The 19,959-nt window shown below is 62.3% G+C and carries 20 protein-coding genes; 8 read left to right on the top strand and 12 right to left on the bottom strand.

All coding sequences use genetic code 11. The annotated features are described in order from the left end of the window. Positions 1 to 46 precede the first annotated feature (46 nt). From BUC08_RS10100 to hisC, 6 genes are all read right to left on the bottom strand, one after another. Positions 47 to 2,110 (bottom strand): peptidoglycan -binding protein, encoded by a 2,064-nt coding sequence (locus BUC08_RS10100; RefSeq protein WP_037924184.1) that lies wholly within the window; start codon positions 2,108 to 2,110, stop codon positions 47 to 49. Next, the gene (locus tag BUC08_RS10095; protein ID WP_037924187.1) at positions 2,110 to 3,324 is read right to left on the bottom strand and encodes a hypothetical protein; all 1,215 of its coding nucleotides are present in this window, start codon (positions 3,322 to 3,324) and stop codon (positions 2,110 to 2,112) included. Before BUC08_RS10095 ends, BUC08_RS10100 begins: the two co-directional genes overlap by 1 nt. Positions 3,325 to 3,396: 72 nt before the next feature. Continuing rightward, on the bottom strand, positions 3,397 to 3,927 hold the full coding sequence (locus BUC08_RS10090) for a gamma-glutamylcyclotransferase (protein WP_037924189.1): 531 nt from the start codon (positions 3,925 to 3,927) through the stop codon (positions 3,397 to 3,399). 146 nt (positions 3,928 to 4,073) lie between these two features. Then, positions 4,074 to 4,883 carry an extensin-like domain-containing protein gene (locus BUC08_RS10085; RefSeq protein ID WP_037924190.1) on the bottom strand — a complete coding sequence of 270 codons (810 nt, stop codon included), beginning with the start codon at positions 4,881 to 4,883 and terminating at the stop codon, positions 4,074 to 4,076. After that, a complete protein-coding gene (locus tag BUC08_RS10080) occupies positions 4,880 to 5,821 on the bottom strand; it encodes a prephenate/arogenate dehydrogenase family protein (protein WP_037924191.1) in 942 nt (313 codons plus the stop codon). Before BUC08_RS10080 ends, BUC08_RS10085 begins: the two co-directional genes overlap by 4 nt. Next, positions 5,818 to 6,909 (bottom strand): histidinol-phosphate transaminase, encoded by a 1,092-nt coding sequence (gene hisC, locus BUC08_RS10075; protein WP_028958590.1) that lies wholly within the window; start codon positions 6,907 to 6,909, stop codon positions 5,818 to 5,820. The genes BUC08_RS10080 and hisC overlap by 4 nt, the downstream gene beginning before the upstream one ends. Before the next feature lie 142 nt (positions 6,910 to 7,051). On the opposite strand from hisC, the gene BUC08_RS10070 reads away from it, so the two are divergent. Then, complete coding sequence (locus tag BUC08_RS10070) at positions 7,052 to 8,284, top strand: putative DNA modification/repair radical SAM protein (protein WP_037924192.1); 1,233 nt, start codon at positions 7,052 to 7,054, stop codon at positions 8,282 to 8,284. Then, a complete protein-coding gene (locus BUC08_RS10065; protein WP_037924193.1) occupies positions 8,284 to 9,717 on the top strand; it encodes a UdgX family uracil-DNA binding protein in 1,434 nt (477 codons plus the stop codon). The genes BUC08_RS10070 and BUC08_RS10065 overlap by 1 nt, the downstream gene beginning before the upstream one ends. 68 nt (positions 9,718 to 9,785) lie before the next feature. On the opposite strand, the gene rpsD is transcribed toward BUC08_RS10065, so the two are convergent. After that, entirely contained in the window at positions 9,786 to 10,406 is a 621-nt protein-coding gene (gene rpsD, locus BUC08_RS10060; RefSeq protein WP_028958593.1) for a 30S ribosomal protein S4, read from the bottom strand. A gap of 124 nt (positions 10,407 to 10,530) precedes the next feature. After that, complete coding sequence (locus tag BUC08_RS10055) at positions 10,531 to 11,139, bottom strand: DNA-3-methyladenine glycosylase I (RefSeq protein ID WP_224552059.1); 609 nt, start codon at positions 11,137 to 11,139, stop codon at positions 10,531 to 10,533. A gap of 182 nt (positions 11,140 to 11,321) precedes the next feature. On the opposite strand from BUC08_RS10055, the gene BUC08_RS10050 reads away from it, so the two are divergent. The 5 genes from BUC08_RS10050 (at position 11,322) to yddG (ending at position 16,809) form a co-directional block, all read left to right on the top strand. Continuing rightward, positions 11,322 to 12,092 (top strand): EAL domain-containing protein, encoded by a 771-nt coding sequence (locus BUC08_RS10050; protein ID WP_081855355.1) that lies wholly within the window; start codon positions 11,322 to 11,324, stop codon positions 12,090 to 12,092. A 146-nt stretch (positions 12,093 to 12,238) separates the two neighbouring features. Further along, positions 12,239 to 13,414, top strand: a complete 1,176-nt coding sequence (locus BUC08_RS10045; protein WP_037924199.1) for an acetyl-CoA C-acetyltransferase — start codon at positions 12,239 to 12,241, stop codon at positions 13,412 to 13,414. A 332-nt stretch (positions 13,415 to 13,746) separates the two neighbouring features. After that, positions 13,747 to 14,469: an acetoacetyl-CoA reductase gene (gene phbB / locus BUC08_RS10040; RefSeq protein ID WP_037924203.1), complete on the top strand. Its 723-nt coding sequence runs from the start codon at positions 13,747 to 13,749 to the stop codon at positions 14,467 to 14,469. 346 nt (positions 14,470 to 14,815) lie between these two features. After that, positions 14,816 to 15,796: a zinc-binding dehydrogenase gene (locus BUC08_RS10035; RefSeq protein ID WP_037924205.1), complete on the top strand. Its 981-nt coding sequence runs from the start codon at positions 14,816 to 14,818 to the stop codon at positions 15,794 to 15,796. 152 nt (positions 15,797 to 15,948) lie between these two features. Further along, positions 15,949 to 16,809 carry an aromatic amino acid exporter YddG gene (gene yddG / locus BUC08_RS10030; RefSeq protein ID WP_037924207.1) on the top strand — a complete coding sequence of 287 codons (861 nt, stop codon included), beginning with the start codon at positions 15,949 to 15,951 and terminating at the stop codon, positions 16,807 to 16,809. A gap of 8 nt (positions 16,810 to 16,817) precedes the next feature. On the opposite strand, the gene BUC08_RS10025 is transcribed toward yddG, so the two are convergent. The 3 genes from BUC08_RS10025 to BUC08_RS10015 form a co-directional block, all read right to left on the bottom strand. Next, positions 16,818 to 16,982, bottom strand: a complete 165-nt coding sequence (locus tag BUC08_RS10025) for a YdcH family protein (RefSeq protein WP_073194226.1) — start codon at positions 16,980 to 16,982, stop codon at positions 16,818 to 16,820. A 100-nt stretch (positions 16,983 to 17,082) separates the two neighbouring features. Beyond that, positions 17,083 to 17,769 (bottom strand): tRNA1(Val) (adenine(37)-N6)-methyltransferase, encoded by a 687-nt coding sequence (locus BUC08_RS10020; protein ID WP_051694173.1) that lies wholly within the window; start codon positions 17,767 to 17,769, stop codon positions 17,083 to 17,085. Positions 17,770 to 17,816: 47 nt separating this feature from the next. After that, positions 17,817 to 18,032: a putative signal transducing protein gene (locus BUC08_RS10015; protein WP_037924210.1), complete on the bottom strand. Its 216-nt coding sequence runs from the start codon at positions 18,030 to 18,032 to the stop codon at positions 17,817 to 17,819. 55 nt (positions 18,033 to 18,087) lie between these two features. On the opposite strand from BUC08_RS10015, the gene BUC08_RS10010 reads away from it, so the two are divergent. Then, positions 18,088 to 19,089, top strand: a complete 1,002-nt coding sequence (locus tag BUC08_RS10010) for a polyprenyl synthetase family protein (protein ID WP_037924212.1) — start codon at positions 18,088 to 18,090, stop codon at positions 19,087 to 19,089. On the opposite strand, the gene BUC08_RS10005 is transcribed toward BUC08_RS10010, so the two are convergent. Then, the gene (locus BUC08_RS10005; RefSeq protein WP_037924666.1) at positions 19,082 to 19,951 is read right to left on the bottom strand and encodes a 4-(cytidine 5'-diphospho)-2-C-methyl-D-erythritol kinase; all 870 of its coding nucleotides are present in this window, start codon (positions 19,949 to 19,951) and stop codon (positions 19,082 to 19,084) included. The two genes, BUC08_RS10010 and BUC08_RS10005, sit on opposite strands and share 8 nt — an antisense overlap. Positions 19,952 to 19,959 lie beyond the last annotated feature (8 nt).

Here is a 19,959-nt window from a genome sequence, read left to right as displayed (position 1 = left end):
CCAGAAAAACTTTGGGGAAGGCGCGAAAGCGACTGGGGCAGAGCCCCTACTTCTCGGTGAATTTCAACTCGATCCGCCGGTTTTGCGCCCGCGCCTCGTCGGTGTCGGCGGTGTTCACAGGCTGATATTGCCCAAACCCGTTGGCCGACAGCCGGTCCGGCGGGATGCCCAAGAAATTCACCATGTATTTCACCACCGAAAGCGCCCGCGCCTGGCTGAGTTCCCAGTTGTCGGCAAATTCGCCCAGACCGGACAGCGGCACGTTATCGGTGTGTCCGTCCACCCGGATCACCCAATTGATCTCGGGGGGAATATCGCTGACCACGCTGCGCAGGATCGCCGCGATCTTGGAAATCTCGCGCTTCCCGTCCGCGGACAGGTCGGCAGCCCCGGGTGGGAACAAGACCTCGGAAGAGAACACAAAGCGGTCGCCTTCGATCCGCACACCTTCCTGGTTGCCCAGAACATCCCGCAACCGGCCAAAGAATTCCGAGCGGTATTTCTCCAGATCCTGCGCCGCTGCTTCCAGCCGTTTGCGCTCTTGTTCTTCCAGCACGCGGCGGCGGCGTTCTTCGGCGGCGACCCGTGCCAGCGCGGTGTTCAGATCCTGACCCAGCGACAACAGTTCGACCTGTGCGGCCTCGTCCCGCGTCTTGGCGTCGTCCAGCAAGGCCTGCAACTGCCCCAACTGCGACCGCAAGGCCGCGACCTGTTGGTTCAGCACCTCGGTCTGTCGCTGGGCGGCTGCGGATTTTTCCTGTTCCTCCGCCAGCTTGTCCCGCGCCGTCTGCAACAGGGCTGCGCGACGTTCCGTGTCGGTCATTGTCTCGTCGATGGCGTTCTCGGCGGCCAGCTTTGCCGCCAGTGCCGCCGCCAGTTGCGCCCGCACCTCGGCGGCGTCGGCGTTCAGCGTCTGCGCGTCGGCTTCTGCTGCCAGCTTTGCGGCCAATGCCGCCTCGAGCTGGGTGCGCAAATCGGCGCTGGTTGCTTGTGCATCCTCTGCGCGGGCTGTCTGTTTGGTCACGTCAGCCAAGGCCGCCGCGAGCCGCGCGCGCAGGTCCTGCGTTTCGGCGCTGCCTGCTTCGATGGTGGCCTGAGCCACGTCCAACTGCCCCTGAAGCGCCGAAATCTGTCCTTCCAGCGCCTCCTTTTGCGCCGTCAGCGCCTGCCGCTGGGTCGCCAGTTCCTGCACGGTGCTGTCGGTGCCCTCGGCCTGCCCTTTCAGGGTTTCCACTTGCAACAGCGCGGCCACCAGTTGCGTGTCCAGATCCGCCTCGGCGGCGCGGGCTGCGGCCAACATGGTCAGCGTTTCCTCGGCTTTCTTGCGCTGCGCCTCCAGTGCCAGCGTCATCGAGGTCAGCTCGGCATCCGCCTCTTTCAGGCGTTCGCGCAGCAATCGGGCTGCTTCGGCCTCGGCCAGCTTTGCCGCCTCTTCCTCGCTCAGTGCGGCCTGCGCCTGATCCAGTTGGGTGTTCAGACCTGCCAGTTTCTCATTGGCTTCGGCATTCCGGGCGCGCAGATCCGCAACCAGCGCATCCAGTGCCTCGCGCCGGGATGCGGCCAGACGCGCCTCCTCTGCACCGGCGTCAATCTCGTCGCGTGCCTGCGCCAGCGCCAGGTTCAATGCCTCTTGTTCGGACAACAATCGGGTCTGTTCGGCTTGCAAATCGGCCACCGCCGCCTGCGCCTGATCCCGATCCGCCAGCAAGGCCGCGACCTGCGCCTCGAAACTGGTGATCCGTGTCTGCGCCGCGGCCAATTCGCTGGCCTGCGCATCGCGTTCCTGCGTCAGCGACGCAATCAGCGCCGCCTGATCCGACACCTCTTGCTGCGCATCGCTCAGGGTTGCCGACAGCGCAGACAGCCGCGCATCCAGCCGGTCGCCCCGCTGTTCCTCCAGCCCCAGCGCCTGCGCCAGGGCCGCAACTTCACCGGCCAGCGCGTCCAGTTCGCTTTCCTGCCCCGAAATGGTTTCGCGCAGCACATATTGCACCACCATGAAAATGGTCAGCACAAACATCAGCACCAGTAACAGGCCAGTCATCGCATCGACGAAACCGGGCCAGATCGACGCCTGAAACCGTGATCCCGTGCGCCGCGACAGGGCCATCAGCCGTCACCCTTGATGTTTCCCGCCCCGCCCTGGGACCCGCGCCCACGATTGCCACGATTGCCACCGCGCGGCTGCGCCAGCGCCTGTGTGAGCCCGGCCAGGTCGCTGCGCAATTCCGCCATGCTTTCCTGACGACCTGCGGAGATCTCTTCGAGAATACGCAGCATCTGCACATCGATCGACCGCAGCCGCATCCGGCTTTCGGCATCGATGCCGTCGCCGCCGCCCTGCGCTTCGAAATGCGCGATCAGCCGTTCCTGCCCTGCAGCCACACGTTCCAGCGCCGAATTTTCGGGGTCACCCTGCTGCATTTGCCGGGTCATGCCGTGAATGGCCTCTACCAGCATCCCCAGCTTTTCGTCCACGACGGTCCGCGAAATATCCGACTGGGTGAACATCTGTTGCAGGGTTTCCATCTGCTCGGCCAGATGGTCGATCACACCCGCCATCACGGGCGCATCGCCCCCGGACTCTTCGCCCGAGGCAAAGCTGACCCGCGTGATCGAGCTCAGCCATTCTTCCAGCTCGCGGTAAAACCGGTTCTGTCCGTGACCCGCGAACAGTTCGAGCAGTCCGACGATCAGCGATCCCGCCAGCCCCAACAGGGACGAGCCAAAGGCCACCCCCATTCCACTCAGCTGGGAATCCAGACCGTCCATCAGGCGGCCAAACACGTCCACGCCCGCGTCGCCCTCTTGCGGGGCAAGGCTGCGAATGGTGTCGACCAGCGCGGGCACGGTTGTGGCCAGACCGTAGAATGTTCCCAAAAGGCCCAGGAAAATCAGTAGGTTGACGATATAACGTGTGATTTCGCGCGCTTCGTCGACGCGCGTTGCAACCGAATCCAGAATAGACCGCGTGGAAGAGGACGACACCTGCATCCGCGCACCGCGCGTGCGCAAGAGGGACGCCAGCGGCGCAAGCAATTGCGGAGGCTTGTCGTCACCGTCCTGCGTGCCGCCGACAAAGCCTTCGATCCAGCGGACCGATCCGATCAGCTGGAACACCTGCCAAAAGCAGGCAACGACACCGATCAGAAAGACAAAAAAGATGAACCCGTTCAGATAGGGGTTGGCCTCGAACACGGGCAATACGCTGGGCGCCGCGACGAACACCATCGCCGCGCTCAGGGCGATTACAATCAGCATCAGTGCGATCTGCCGCACCGGCTGGGAAAATTGCGGCCGCGCTTCGCGGTCCATCTGCGACATGCGCCCGGGTCCTTGCCCTAGTTTACTGCTCTGCAGCAACGATAACGAAGAATGCCCGACAAGGCCAAGGGATTATGCACAGATTGCCCGTACACGCGCCGCCAACCAGTCCAGATCGGCATCTTGCAGCCCGATCTGGTTCAAATGATCGGCAGTGTTGAAAAGATATTCGGTGTTGGGACCACGCCCGCCCACGGCCTTGGCGATGATCTGCGCCTGTTCTTCCAGCGGCAGGCCGCCACAATATTGGTCGTGCTCGGCGTCGATGATATAGGCCACCGCATCGACCACCCGCCCGTCCACCAGTTGCAAGGACACGGTCGCCTCGTAATAGGCCGACGAAATCAGTTCGCGGGCGCGCAGATACTCAAGGGTCGCCTCTTCCGCGCCCGCCTCGACCTCCATTGCGATGCCTTCGCAAGAGGCAGGCGGCGACGCATCCAGCGCCAGCACCAGCCCCGGTTCCGCCTCCGTGCCACGGTGGTGGATCGAACGCATGCAAAACGACCTCTGATAGCCTTTGAGCCGTGCGACAACCCGATCAGCCACCGGAAAACCGGGGTTCCAAAGCAAGCTGCCATAGCCAAAAACCCACATCGTCATCGACACTGTCCCCTTTGTCTTTGTCGCAGGCCGGTAAATCCGATTCGCCCATGCAATGAAAGCCGCGCCCCGGACTGTCCACTTCTTTTGGCCCAAAATATCCTGGGGGAGCCGCGTCAGCGGCGGGGGCAAAGCCCCCGAACACCCTAACGGCAATAAGATCCGCTGCGATAGCGCGCCGTGTCAAAATGCAGGTGGTCGCGGTGATAGCCATCCGAACCGGGGCCCAGAACCGTACCGAACGTCCCGCACGCCCCCGCGTGCATCTTGCGCAGCGCCTTGCCGTGACGGCGGGAGTCCCACCCTTCGAGCACGCTGACAATTTCGCCGCTCTGCAATTGAAAGCCCGAGATATCAATCGCCCGGCCCTTGCCATGTTCGGACACTTTCGCGCCGGGCTGATTGTTGCGCGTGCGGCAGGTGTAATGCGCGGCGACGCGGTAACCCTTCAGACCGCCCAAACGTGCCAGCGCCGGTTTCGCGCTGCGCTCGGTCCATGTTTTCAACGCCTTGGCCGTTGCGCAATCCATCACCGCTTCCTGGCTCAGCGCGATGCCTGAGACCGATCGCAGCTTGATCGCGTCGGCAATGCCACAGGACGCTATCGGGCCAGGCACGGGGCCGAGATAGGTGCCTTGCAGGTCGACATCACCGCAGACCGCCCCTTTGGCGCGTTTGCGTTTCTTTGCCATGGCCTTTTGTTCCAGCGATTTGGGCCGCACGGATGGGCGCAATGCTGACAAAGGACCAAAGAATGACGCAGCCGACGCCAGATGCACCGCGCTTTGGTCCGGCTGTAGCAGGATCACCCCGGAACGGGTCACGACGGGCTGTGCGGTTGCCGCAGGCATCGAAACAGCCGCGCGGGGCATCGGACGAAGCGATTTCTTGGGCGCTTGCGCTGCCGCGGCTGTGGCCAGACACAGGGCCAACACGACTGTCAGCCCCGCCTTCATGATTTGCTGACCTGCGGCGTGCGGCCAAAGTCCGGCGCGGCGGTGTCCTGTCCCGCTTCGATGATGCCGCGACGGATTGCGCGGGTGCGGGTGAAATAGTCGAACAAATGGTCGCCGTCCCCCGTCCGGATAGCCCGTTGCAGTGCGAACAGCTCTTCGGTGAAGCGCCCCAGAATTTCCAGCGTCGCGTCCTTGTTGGTCAGGAACACGTCCCGCCACATGGTCGGATCGGATGCGGCGATGCGGGTAAAATCCCGAAAGCCGGCCGCAGAGTATTTGATGACTTCACCATCGGTGACGCGGCCCAGGTCATCGGCCACGCCCACCATCGTGTAAGCGATCAGGTGCGGCGTATGCGATGTGACGGCCAGCACCAGGTCATGGTGGTCGGCATCCATTTCCTCGACATTGGAGCCGATGCCCTCCCACAGCGCACGCAAGCGCGCGGTGGCTTGCGGGTCTGTCCCCTCGACCGGGACCAGCAGGCACCACCGGTTGTCGAACAAGGTTGCAAAGCCCGATTCCGGTCCTGAATGTTCGGTCCCTGCCAGCGGGTGACCGGGAATAAAGTGTACCCCTTCGGGCAAATGCGGGCCGACGCTTTCGATCACGCTACGCTTGACCGAGCCTACGTCGGTCACGGTCGCACCTTTGGCCAGATGCGGCGCAATCTCGGCAGCAACGGCGGCCATCGCCCCCACGGGTACGGCCAGCACCACCAGATCGGCACCCGCGACCGCTTCGGCGGCGGTGTCGCACACGCGATCCGTCAGCCCGATCCGGCGCGCGGTGTCGCGGGTGGCCTGGCTGCGGGCATATCCCGTTACCTCGCCCGCAAGCCCGCCGCGTTGGATCGCCCAGAACATCGACGAGGCAATCAGCCCGAGACCGATCAGCGCAATGCGGTTGTAGACAGGGGCCTGTGCAACACCGGTCATGCGCTTTTGCTTTCTTTGAACTGACGCACCGCGTGCACCACGCGGCGGCAAGCGCTTTCGTCGCCGACAGTGATGCGCAGCGCGGCCGGCAGTTTATAGCCCGCGACACGGCGCACGATCAGCCCCTGGGTCTGCAACCACGCATCGCAGGCGTTCGCCTCGTCGGCGCTGCCGAAACGGGCCAGCACGAAATTGGCGTGGCTCACGTCCGACGGCACACCCAGAGCGGCCAGACCCTCGGCCAGAATGGTGCGGCAACGGGCGTTTTCACTGCGGCAGTGGTCGGCATAGGCCACGTCGCGCACCGCCGCCTCGGCGGTGTCCAGCGCCGCCTGGCTTACGTTGAACGGACCACGCACACGGTTCAGCACGTCAATCACATGGGCCGGACCATAGCCCCAGCCAATGCGCAACCCGCCCAGTCCGTAAAGTTTCGAGAACGTACGGGTCATCACGACGTTCTGACGGCTGTCCACCAGCGACGCCCCGCCATCATAGCCCTCGACGTAATCGGCATAGGCCCCGTCCAGCACCAGCAGCGCCTGTTTCGGCAGGCCGTCCGCCAGACGTGCGATTTCCGTGTCCGCGATCATGGTGCCGGTGGGATTGTTGGGGTTGGCAATGAACACCAGCCGCGTCTTTTTGGTGCAGGCCGCCAACAGCGCATCGACGTCCGTGACCCGGTCGGCTTCCAGCACTTCCACAGGTGTCGCCCCTGCTGCCTTTGCGCTGATGGAATACATGCCAAAGCCGTGGACGGTGTGCACGACCTCGGTGCCCGGCCCGGCATAGGCGTTGCACAGAAACGCAATGATTTCGTCCGATCCTGCACCGCAAATGATCCGCTCGGCGTCGACACCGTGGACCTGCGCCAGGGCGGCGCGCAGTGACGCGTGGTCGGTCGACGGGTAGCGGTGCAGCTGGTGCGATGCCCGGCGGAACGCCTCCATTGCCTTGTCGGACGGCCCCAGCGGGTTCTCGTTCGACGACAGCTTTACCGCATTTTCCACGCCCGCCACATGGCTGGTGCCCCCCACGTATGGGTCGATGGACATGATGCCGGGTTGTGGCGCAATCGCTTGGGTCATGGGTTGGCTCCTTCGGAGGTTGTTTTAGCGAGCCAAACGCGCCTGCGCCATGCCCTTTTGCGGATGCGGAAGTTTGCCAATGCCAGTGTGTCCTAACGTCCTTTGTGTTGCACCGCCAGCAGGAAGAACATAAAGTGAACAAATGGTTAAAACACTGTCAGAAAAACTCGCGATTCTCTCTGATGCGGCACGCTATGACGCTTCCTGCGCCTCGTCGGGGGGTAACAAACGCAACAGCCGCGACGGCAAGGGGCTTGGCTCGAACGAAGGATCGGGAATATGCCATGCCTATACGCCCGACGGGCGCTGCATCAGCCTGCTCAAGATCCTGATGACCAACTTCTGCATTTACGACTGTGCCTATTGCGTCAACCGCGTGTCCTCGAACACGCCCCGCGCCCGGTTTACCCCCGAAGAGGTCGTGTCGCTGACCATCGAATTCTATCGCCGCAACTATATCGAGGGGCTGTTCTTGTCCTCGGGCATCATCCAGTCGCCGGACAAGACGATGGAGGATATGGTCCAGATCGCCCGACTGCTGCGCGAGCGCGAGAATTTTCGCGGTTATATCCACCTGAAAACCATCCCCGATGCCGCGCCCGAGCTGATCGCCGCTGCAGGCCTCTACGCCGACCGCCTGTCGATCAACGTCGAACTGCCGACCGAGGCGGCGGTGGCCGCCTATGCCCCCGAAAAGAACCCTGCGACCATCCGCAGCGCGATGCAGGATGTCAAAGCCGGGCGCGCCGCGTCAAAGGATCGTTCGCACAGTGGCAAACGCCCACCAAAGTTCGCGCCCGCAGGGCAATCCACCCAGGTTATCGTTGGCGCGGACGGGTCGAACGACGCCACCATTCTGGGGCAAGCCAACAGCCTGTACGGCAGTTACGGGCTGAAACGGGTGTATTATTCCGCCTTTTCCCCGATCCCCGACAGCAGCGCAAAACTGCCGCTGGTGCAGCCGCCCTTGGTGCGTGAACACCGCCTCTATCAGGCCGACTGGCTGCTGCGCTTCTACGGGTTTTCGGTGGACGAGATCACCGGTGTGACGCAGGCGGGCAATCTGGATCTGGACATGGACCCAAAGCTGGCGTGGGCCATCGCGCACCGCGGGCTGTTTCCGCTGGACGTGCAGCGGGCCTCGCGTGATTTGCTGCTGCGGGTGCCGGGGTTTGGCGTTCGTACGGTGAACCGTATCCTCAGCACGCGCAGACACCGTGATCTGCGCTATGCCGATCTGCAACGCATGGGTGCGCTGCTGAAAAAGGCGCGGCCTTTCATCACGCTGCGCGACTGGTCGCCGGGGCGGCTGACCGACAGCGCCGACCTGCGCGCGCGCTTTGCCCCGCCCCCCGAACAGCTTAGCCTGTTCTGATGCGCACCATCGCCCTGCCCCGCATCGGCACGGCGCAGGCCTGGCGCTACGCGGCGCGCGGGTTGCTGGCAGAAGATGTGCGTCCCGAGGATGTGTTGTGGTCCTTTGACGATCCCGCACAGGTGGACCTGTTCGCCGCCCAGCCGCGTCGCAAAACCACGCCCGCGCAGGTGACTGTGCCGAAATCCTTCGTCGACATGGCCAATCGCGTAGTCTGGCACAGCGATGACGACCGTTTTGCCCGGCTTTATACCTTCCTGTGGCGGCTGCGGGACACGCCCGCTTTGATGCAGGATCGGGGCGACGCACAGCTGTCCCATCTGCGCAGGCTGGAAAAGAACGTGAACCGCTGCGCGCACAAGATGAAAGCCTTTGTCCGCTTTCGCGACCTGAGCGCCACTGGCCCCCGCCGCCGCTTTGCCGCCTGGTTCGAGCCGACATATCACACGGTTGAGCCAACTGCCCCGTTTTTCGCAAAGCGGTTCGGCGACATGGACTGGATGATCGTCACCCCCGGTGTCACCGCACGATTCGAGGATGGCCGCCTGAGCTTTGCGCCCGGTCAGGCGCGGCCCGATCTGCCCGAGGACGCGACCGAAGAGCTTTGGGGCACATATTTCTGCAATATCTTCAACCCCGCGCGGGTCAAGGTGCAGGCAATGACCTCGGAGATGCCGCGCAAATACTGGAAGAACATGCCAGAAACCCGGCACATCCCACAGTTGCTGGCCAATGCCGAGGCGCGCGCCCGTCAGATGCAAGAGGCCATGCCGACCCTGCCGCCGCTGCGGGCCGAACGGATCACCGCCAGCCTGGCCGACCTGCGCGCCACCGCGACCCGCGACAGCCTGGAGACGGTGAACGCGCAAATCCGCAGCTGCACCCGGTGCGCCCTGTGCGGCCCCGCCACACAGGCGGTGACCGGCGAAGGGCCGCGTGACGCTGCGCTGATGGTGGTGGGCGAACAGCCCGGCGATGTCGAGGACCGGACGGGGCGTCCCTTTGTCGGGCCAGCGGGACAGCTTTTTGACGAGATTGCTGCACAGGCAGGACTGGACCGGCAGGCAACCTATGTCACGAACGCTGTAAAACACTTCAAATTCCAGCAACGTGGCAAACGCCGGATGCATCAGGCACCCAATCAGGGCGAGGTGCAGCATTGCAAATGGTGGCTCGAGGCCGAGGTGGCCTTGGTCAAACCCAAGTTGATCCTGGCGATGGGCGGGACGGCCCTGCTGGCACTGACCGGGACCAAGGATGGCATCCTGAAACGACGCGGACAGGTCGAGGATACGGCTTATGGGCCGGTTCTGGTGACGCTGCACCCGTCCTATCTGTTGCGCCTGCCGGACGCATCGCTGCGCGCGGCGCAGACGGAACTGTTCCGCGCCGATCTGGCGCAGGCCGCGCAGAGGGCTCGTCTGGTTGCGTAAGCGCCTAATGCAAAAAGGCCGCGCTCGGGGGCGCGGCCTTTTGTAAGTTTCGGAACAGATCGAAACGATCAGTTCTTGGCGTAGAATTCGACCACGAGGTTCGGTTCCATCACCACCGGGTACGGCACATCGCCGAATGCGGGTGTGCGCACGAATGTGGCGGTCAGCTTCGAGTGGTCAACGTCCATGTAGTCGGGCACGTCACGCTCGGGCAGCTGTGTGGCTTCCAGGATGGCCGCCATCTGCTTGGAACGGTCACGCACTTCGATCACGTCGCCTTCTTTGACGCGGTAGGACGGGATGTTCACTTTCTTGCCGTTCACACGGACGTGGCCGTGGTTCACGAACTGACGGGCCGCGAACACGGTCGCCACAAATTTCGCGCGGTAGACAACGGCGTCCAGGCGACGCTCGAGCAGGCCGATCAGGTTTTCACCGGTGTCGCCTTTGACACGCTCGGCTTCGGCATAGATGCGGCGGAATTGTTTTTCGGTCAGATCGCCGTAGTAGCCTTTCAGCTTCTGCTTGGCGCGCAGCTGCAGACCGAAGTCCGACAGTTTGCCCTTGCGGCGCTGGCCGTGCTGGCCGGGGCCATATTCACGACGGTTGACCGGCGATTTCGCGCGGCCCCAGATGTTTTCGCCCATGCGGCGGTCGATTTTGTACTTGGCAGACGTGCGTTTGGTCACGGCTGGTCTCCTTTATATAGGTTCATAAAGGGCGTTGTCCTCTGGTCCATGACCCGACAGGCTTCCTCTTGCGAGGTCCACCAACACCAATGAGGGGGCGCTTATACGCCCGCGCGGGTCGGTGTCAACGGCCTTTCCACCCATTGGTACGGGCCATCTGCGCCACTGCGTCGTGCCGGTGGCAGGTGGTCAGGTGATCGTTGACCAGACCACAGGCCTCCATCCATGCGTAGACGATGGTCGGCCCGCAGAATTTGAACCCGTCTTTCTTCATCTGTTTGGAGATTCGCGCGCTGAGCTCTGTGCTGGGCGGCACCTGGTCCTGCGATGTGTATTTTGGCTGAAGCGGTGCAAAATCGACAGTGCGCCACATATAGGTGTCAAAGCCGATCTGGTCCTCGATCGCACACCACGCGCGGGCATTGCTGATGGCCGCGTTGATCTTGCCGCGATGGCGGATAATACCCGCGTCCTGCACCAGCCTGTCCACCTCTTCCGTGCCCCAGGTGGCAATGTCGCGCGGATTGAAACCGCGAAAGGCCGCGCGGAAATTGTCGCGCTTTTTCAGGATGGTAATCCATGAAAGACCAGCCTGAAACCCGTCAAGGATCAGCTTTTCCCACAGCGCGCGGCTGTCGTATTCGGGCACGCCCCATTCGGTGTCGTGATAGGCCCGATAGATCGGTTCTGATCCGGCCCAGTTACACCGGGAAAGACCGTCATCACCTGCCACTCCCCCACACATCCGACATCTCCGAAAATAAGGCTAAAATAGGAACATTCATACAGTGTTAGGGAATATGGCGGCAAAGTGGAAGCCAATCCCGAACCGTTTAGAGGTGCCACGTGAACCTGGACAAACTGCGCATTGCCGACGTGCCACCCGGTGCTGAAAACCCGCTGAACTTCGCGGTGATGCAGCGGGATGCGCCAATTCTGGACATGGTGGCCGAGGCGATCCGCCACAAGCAGACGCTGCTGGCCTTTCAGCCGGTGGTGTTGTCACAGGACCAGTCCCGCGTGGGCTTTTACGAGGGGCTGATCCGCATCACCGATGCAACCGGTCGTGTGATTCCCGCCCGCGACTTCATGCACGTGGTCGAAAGCACGGAGCTGGGTCGCGAAATTGACGTGCTGGCGTTGCAAATGGGGCTGCGCGCGCTGCACGAAACGCCGCACCTGCGGCTGTCGATCAACATGCCGGCGCGGTCCATCGGCTTTGCCAGTTGGACGCGCACCCTGAAACGCTGGCTGGACCGCGACCCCACCATTGCCGAACGGCTGATCCTGGAAATCACCGAAGGGTCGGCGATGACCGTGCCCGAACTGGTCATCGACTTTATGGACCGTTGGCAGGTGCGTGGCATCTGCTTTGCGCTGGATGACTTTGGGTCGGGTCAGACGGCCCTGCGATATTTCAAGGATTTCTTCTTTGATATCTTGAAGATAGACGGCCAGTTCGTGTCAGGCATTGCCAAGGACCCGGACAACCAGGCGCTGGTGCGGTCGATGGTGTCGATTGCACAACATTTCGACATGATGACGGTCGCCGAATTCGTCGAAACGCAGGCGGACGCAACGATCTTAACCACACTTGGTGTGGATTGCCTGCAAGGATACCTGCACGGCGCGCCCACCACCCGGCCCGGCTGGAAAATGCCACCCCCCGTCCGCGCGGCGAGCTGATGACGCCCCCGCGCTATGGGACTTGCGTATACGTTGTGACAACGGAACGAATGGTTTATCCAAACACATAAGTCGAAGGGCGGGCAGTCGGCATGTTGCCTGAACCGCCAGTGCGTCCTTCGTCAAACAACAAGAGGATGCATTCCATGACCAACGTCGTCATCGCCTCTGCCGCGCGTACCGCTGTCGGCAGCTTTACCGGCTCTTTTGCGGGTACCCCCGCCCACGATCTGGGCGCTGCTGTCCTTGAGGCGATTGTCGCGCGCGCAGGCATCGACAAATCTGAAGTCAGCGAAACAATTCTGGGTCAGGTCCTGACGGCTGCCCAAGGGCAAAACCCCGCCCGCCAGGCGCACATCAACGCGGGCCTGCCGATTGAAAGCGCTGCGTGGAGCATAAACCAGGTGTGCGGCTCTGGCCTGCGCGCCATCGCGCTCGCCGCACAGCACATCCAGTTGGGCGATGCCGACATTGTTGCCGCCGGCGGCCAGGAAAACATGTCGATGAGCCCCCACGCCGCGAACCTGCGCATGGGTCACAAAATGGGCGACATGCAATATATCGACACAATGATCCGCGACGGTTTGTGGGATGCGTTCAACGGTTACCACATGGGCCAGACGGCTGAAAACGTTGCCGAAAAATGGCAGATCAGCCGCGATCAGCAAGATGAGTTTGCCGTCGCTTCGCAAAACAAGGCGGAAGCCGCGCAAAAGGCAGGCAAGTTCCAGGACGAGATCACGCCCTTCACCGTCAAGGGTCGCAAGGCCGATGTCGTTGTGGACAGCGATGAATACATCCGCCACGGCGCAACCATCGAAGCCATGCAAAAGCTGCGCCCCGCCTTTACCAAGGATGGGTCGGTTACCGCCGCCAATGCCTCGGGCCTGAACGATGGTGCCGCCGGCGCGCTGCTGATGACCGCCGACAACGCTGAAAAACGCGGAATCGAACCGCTGGCGCGAATCGTTTCCTACGCCACCGTCGGTCTGGACCCGTCGATTATGGGCGCGGGGCCGATCTTTGCCTCGCGCAAGGCGCTGGAGAAGGCCGGCTGGAAAGCCGAAGACCTGGACCTGGTCGAAGCCAACGAAGCTTTTGCCGCACAGGCCTGTGCCGTGAACAAGGACATGGGTTGGGACCCGTCTGTTGTGAACGTCAACGGCGGTGCCATTGCCATCGGCCACCCCATCGGTGCCTCGGGCGCGCGCATCCTGAACACGCTGGTCTTTGAGATGAAGCGTCGCGGCGCCAAAAAAGGTCTGGCTACACTGTGCATCGGTGGTGGCATGGGTGTCGCCATGTGCGTTGAGCGCCCATAATTTCACATAGGCGACGCAATATAGTTGCGGACACAACGTGAAATGAGTAACAAGATTTCGCGGCACATCTATTGCCGCGGAATCAAAGGCCGAACTCATGTCGATCCGAACATCGCCAATCCATCCGATCGACACCTACGCCATACACTGCGTGGCAGGGATGCACAGATTTCCCCCCGCATCCATGCAAATCCCAAGATTTGCCTTATCCCAGCGCAATTTATGCAATTATCGCTCTGACAAACGCTTGTCATAACTTTCGCGATAAATGCATGGACGCCATTGGCGAACACACGCAAGACTAGAACAAAGCCCACAAGGAGGAATACACCATGGCCAGAGTTGCACTTGTTACCGGAGGATCGCGCGGAATTGGCGCGGCTATTTCGCAAGCGTTGAAAGATGCAGGCTATAGCGTCGCTGCAACATATGCAGGAAACGACGAAGCTGCGGCGAAATTTACCGACGAAACAGGCATCAAGACCTACAAATGGAACGTCGCCGATTATGACGAAAGCAAAGCTGGCATTGCGCAAGTCGAAGCCGACCTTGGCCCCGTCGACGTCGTTGTGGCCAACGCAGGCATCACCCGCGACGCACCGTTCCACAAGATGACCCCCGAACAGTGGCACCAGGTCGTCGACACCAACCTGAATGGCGTTTTCAACACTGTGCACCCCGTCTGGCCGGGCATGCGCGAACGTAAATTCGGTCGTATCATCGTGATCAGTTCGATCAACGGACAAAAGGGCCAGTTTGCCCAAGTCAACTATGCCGCGACCAAGGCGGGCGATCTGGGCATCGTGAAATCGCTGGCCCAGGAAGGCGCACGCGCGGGTATCACCGCCAACGCCATCTGCCCCGGCTACATCGGCACCGACATGGTCATGGCTGTGCCTGAAAAGGTCCGCGAATCGATCATTGCGCAAATTCCAGCGGGCCGTCTGGGCGAGCCGGAAGAGATTGCCCGCTGTGTCGTCTTTCTGGCCTCAGAGGATTCGGGTTTTATCAACGGTTCGACGATCTCGGCCAATGGTGGTCAGTTCTTCGTCTGACCAACTGGCCTCTTGAACATCCGGCGCGCCCACCGCGGCGCGCCGTTTTTGTTTTCAAGCTCTTGCAAGATAATCATGCCACAGGTCTAGACGACCAGTCTAATTATACCTAGCTGTCCCACATGACAGAGCCACCCAAATCAAAAGAGACCCGGCAGCAAATCCCGACCACAGGACGTCAGCTGACCCTGCACAGCGGTTTCAGCGCCCCCCATCATGCGTGCGCATTGGCTGGGAACCGCGCGTCTGCCCAAACTGTCACAGACCGACACAACCCTGCACGACGCGCCACGCGAAATCAGTTGCGGGCCCTCAACCGAACCCTATGACACCTAAGAATAATTTCATGAAAGCAGCCATTCACGACACTTTTGGCGAACCCGTTGACGTACTTGAAAACAAAGCTGTCGACACTCCCACACCAGCCGCAGGCGAGGTGCGGATCAAGACGGTGTTGTCGCCAATTCACAACCATGACCTGTGGACCATCCGCGGAAACTACGGCTACAAACCCGAATTGCCCGGCGCAATCGGCGGGTCCGAAGCCCTTGGCACGATCGACGCGGTGGGCGACGGTGTGGACGAAAAAATGATCGGTCAGCGCGTGACCGTGGCGGGTGTGCATGGCACCTGGGCCGAATATTTCATCGCCCCGGCCGCCGGTGTGCTGCCCCTGCCGGACGTGATTTCGGACACCTTGGGCGCGCAGTTGATCGCCATGCCCTTCAGCGCCATTTCGCTGTTGGAGATGTTGCAGGCCAAGAAAGGCGACTGGATTGTGCAGACTGCCGCCAACGGTGCCGTGGGCAAGATCATGGCCGTTCTGGCCAAGGCGCGCGGTATCAACCTGCTAAGCCTAGTGCGCCGCGCGGACGCGGTGACCGAACTGACCGACATGGGGATCGACAACGTATTCTCCACTTCGGACAAGGATTGGAAAACCAAGGCCCAGACCTTGATCGGCAAGTCCGGCGCGGTTTCCGCGATCGATTCCGTCGGTGGCGAACTGGCCGCCGATCTGACCGACCTCTTGGGGGCCAACGGCGAACTGGTTGTCTTTGGCACCGCCACAGGTACGCCGCTGACGCTGTCCTCGGGCACGTTGATCATGAAACAGATCACGGTCAAAGGCTTCTGGGGCGCGAAAGTCAGCGCCGACATGGACCCTGCCCTGCGCACCCGCCTGATCACCGAACTGGTGACACTGGCCGCCCAAGGCACGCTGACGCTGGAAGATGGCGGTGTTTACGGGCTGGACCAACTGGCCGACGCGATGAAGGCGGCGCTGACACCCGGCCGTGCGGGCAAGGTCATGCTGCGCCCCTAAACGATGCGATCAGAAAGCGGGGCGGCTGTTCCAGGGCCGCCCGCGATCAAGGCTTTGAGAACGCATAGAACCAGCCTGTGACGGGATACTTGCCCAGAGTTGCAAAAACGCGCATGTGACAGAGGCATAGTCCGTCTACCGAAGGCCTCCTTATGTCCCCTTTGCGCGCCACCGCCATTGGCTTTGTTGCCGTCCTGCTCTGGGCGCTTCTTGCGCTTTTGACCGTCGGATCGGCGCCGGTGCCGCCATTGCAGTTGAACGCTATGTGTTTTGGAATCGGCGGTGCGCTGGGGCTGGTCTGGAGCGGCGCAACCGGCGGGCTGCACCGGCTGCGCGCTGTGCCGCTGCGGGTCTATCTGTTCGGCACCCTTGGGTTGTTCGGCTATCACGCGCTGTATTTCTCGGCCCTGCGTCTGGCCCCCGCCGCCGAGGCCGGGCTGATCGCCTATTTGTGGCCGCTGCTGATCGTGGTCTTCTCGGGACTGTTGCCCGGCGAACGGCTGCGCGCGGGGCATATCGTGGGGGCTGTCACCGGTTTTCTGGGTGCGGCGCTGATCATCTCGGGCGGCAGCACCGGATTTCAGGCGGCGTATCTGCCGGGGTATGGGCTGGCGCTGGTCTGTGCGCTGTTCTGGTCGGGCTATTCCATCGGCTCGCGCCGGTTCGGCGCCGCCCCCACCGACAGCGTTGCCGTGTTCTGCATCGCCAGCGCGGTGCTGTCGGTGCCCCTGCATCTGGCGTTCGAGGTCACGCAATGGCCCGTGGGGACCACAGGCTGGGCCAGCACGGTTGCGCTGGGGCTTGGCCCCGTGGGGCTGGCATTTTACGTGTGGGACATTGGCGTGAAACGTGGCGACATTCAAATGCTGGGCACCGCATCTTACGCGGCACCCTTATTGTCGACACTGGTTCTGGTCATGGCGGGCGTCACCCAAGCCAGCTGGTCGCTGGCGGCGGCTGCCGTTCTGGTCACCGGCGGCGCTGTCATTGCAGCGCGCGCCAGCTTTCACTAAGGCTGTGGCTAGACAGACAGCCTGTTAATTTCTTCTTTCAGGCGGAGTTTTTGCTTTTTCAGCTCGGCCACTTTCAACGTGTCCGCACCGGGTGCGCGCAGTTCCTTTTCCACTGCGTTACTCAGGTTTTCGTGCTTCTTCTTCAACTCATTCAGGTGTGCGCTCAGGCTCATGCAATCCTCCATTCGTTCAAGTACAACCACAGCAGAGCATGATTTTACATTTCTGTCACGCTGCATACGCATCATGAACTTGTGAACGGCAGACCACTGGTCAAAATTCCAGCCGCGCCCCATCGCGCAGAACCGCCTTAATTTCAGGGGTATAGCTTTCCGCGTCCCGCAAATGGCTTTCGCCGCGGTGCAGAAGGCGCGGAAAATGCAAGCGAAATTCTGCCCGTCCGCCCTTGCGTGCGCGGATTATGCACAACTCGGGGGCGCGTCCGGGGCGTGCTGAAAAAGGCAGCACTTCAATGCTGCCCAAAACGGGACGCATACCAGCCAGCAGGTCGGGCAGGCGTGCCATGCGGTGAACAAAATGAGCGAATCCGCGATACCGCAGGCGTTTGGCCGCGACCTGAACCCAATCCTCCAGTGCCGTATCCTCGCCCAAGGCCCCCTCGCGGCCCACATAAGGCGATGGACGGCTGGCGCTGCGATCAAAGAACGGCGGGTTGGCAATCACATGGTCAAAGCTGCGCTCTTTCAGCGGCATCGGCAGGCGGGTCAGGTCGGCACATGTCACCTCAAGCCCATTGCGCCGGGCGAGATCCGCATAATAGGGCTGTCGTTCGACGCCGTGCAGGTCCAGCCCCGGCACCCGCGCCCCCAGACACAAGGCCGCTGCGCCCGCGCCACAGCCCAGATCCAGAACCGATTGCCCCGATTGCGCCGGAACGCTGGCCGCCAGCAGAACCGGGTCCAGCCCCGCACGATAGCCGGTGCGCGGCTGCCACAGCATCACCTGCCCGCCCAAAAAGGCGTCATGGGTCAGCTCGGCGCCTTCGCTCACAGGCCCAGCGGAATTTCGTTGTCGCGCATCACCCGGGTGGCCGCGTCATGATCATCGGCCCGCACCATCAAACGGCGCGGGAAAATCCCAATACCGCCTTCGAGTACGCTCATGTTTACGTCCAATTCAAAGCAGTCTATATCCTCGCCCGACAGTAGGGCCGAGGCAAAGGCGATGATCGTCGGGTCGTTGCTGCGCAAAAGTTCTTTCATGATCACGGATGTAAGAGAAGGTGGCCCTTAATGTACAGGGGCCAATGGGGGCAAGATGGACAGCACCGCACCGATGTTAAAGCCGCATGACCGGCTGGCCGCACGGCTGGCAGACGACATGGACGCGGTCAATACGCTGATCCGCACCAAGATGGCCTCGGAACACGCGCCGCGCATCCCCGAGGTGACCGCGCATCTGGTCGGTGCAGGCGGCAAGCGACTGCGCCCGATGCTGACGTTGGCGTCGGCACATTTGTGTGGCTACACAGGACCCTACCACGTGCATCTGGCCGCCACGGTTGAATTCATCCACACCGCCACGCTGTTGCATGACGATGTTGTCGACGAAAGCGAACAGCGGCGCGGCCGTCCCACCGCCAACTTGCTGTGGGACAACACGTCCAGCGTTCTGGTCGGGGATTATCTGTTCGCACGGTCCTTTCAGTTGATGACCGAATGCGGCTCGATGGAAGTCATGCGCATCCTGTCCAACGCCGCTGCCACCATCGCCGAGGGCGAGGTGCTGCAACTGACCGCGGCACAGGATCTGGCAACGGACGAAGCCGTCTATCTGCAAGTCGTACGCGGCAAGACAGCGGCGCTGTTTTCGGCGGCGATGGAGGTGGGCGGCGTCATTGCCGATGCCGACGCCGCGACGGTCAAGGCGCTTTTTGATTACGGTGACGCACTGGGTGTGGCGTTCCAGATCGTTGACGACCTGCTGGACTATCAGGGCCAGTCCGAAGCGACCGGCAAGAACATCGGCGACGATTTCCGCGAACGCAAGCTGACCCTGCCCGTGATCAAGGCCGTGGCCAAGGCCAGTGCCGACGAACGGGCCTTTTGGGTGCGGACCATCGAAAAGGGCAAGCAGGACGCGGGCGATCTGGATCATGCGCTGGCCTTGCTGAACAAGCACGGCACCCTGGCCGAAACACGCGTCGACGCGATCGGCTGGGCGGAACGGGCCAAGGCGTCGCTGGCCCCCCTGCCCGATCATGACATCAAGGATATGCTGGTTGATCTGGCAGACTTCGTGGTCGACCGGATCAGTTGAGGGGGCGTGGTGCAGCCTGGGCCCGCATCGACCCCAACGCACCGTCGCGCACCCACCAGCCCGGTCGCGCCGATGACAGGATCGCTGCCGCCTCTGCAGCGTCCTGTGCCGTGGCGAACACGCCGAAACAGGTTGCACCCGACCCGGACATCCGCGCCAGCAAACAACGCGGCAAAGCCGCCAGCGCCTGACAGGTCTGGGTGATCTGTGGTTCCAGCGCCTCGGCCGCCGCTTGCAGATCGTTGCGCTGCGTCCCCAGCCAGTCGCACAGGGCCGCAGCATCCGCGAACACGGGCAGCACGTCAGGCATCGGCGCATTGTCCTTGCGCGCCAGAGCCCTGAATATCTGCGGTGTGGACACGGCCACACGCGGATTGGCCAGCACCACGTGCAAGGCGGGCAATCCTGCCAGCGGTGTCACAGCCTCGCCTATGCCTTGCATCCGCGCCGCACCCGAAGGGACGCACACGGGAATATCCGCGCCTAGCTGCAACAACTGTGCTGCATCTGCGTCACGCCCTGCCATCTGGCAAAGGCCCCGCCAGACCGCCGCCGCATCGGCAGAACCGCCGCCGATGCCCGAAGCGACCGGCAGGTCCTTGGTCAGGGTCAGCGCCGCCGCCAGATCAGGAAACAGCCGCGCCACCCGCAGCACAAGGTTGTCGTCACCCGCAGGCACCTCGCCGCCCTCGGGACCATCCACGCGCAATGACCAGGCATCAGCAGGGTGCAGTTGAACCACGTCGCCCACATCGGCAAACACCACCAGCGAATCCAGCAGGTGATAGCCATCCGCCCGCTGCCCCGTCACATGAAGTGTCAGGTTGATCTTGGCAGGGGCAAAGACCCGCAGGCCCGCCATCGCCACAG

It is taken from the genome of Pseudosulfitobacter pseudonitzschiae (assembly GCF_900129395.1).
Taxonomy (GTDB): Bacteria; Pseudomonadota; Alphaproteobacteria; order Rhodobacterales; family Rhodobacteraceae; genus Pseudosulfitobacter; species Pseudosulfitobacter pseudonitzschiae.
Note: the sequence above shows the minus strand (reverse complement) of the source record. Positions and strands in the feature narration are given on the sequence as shown.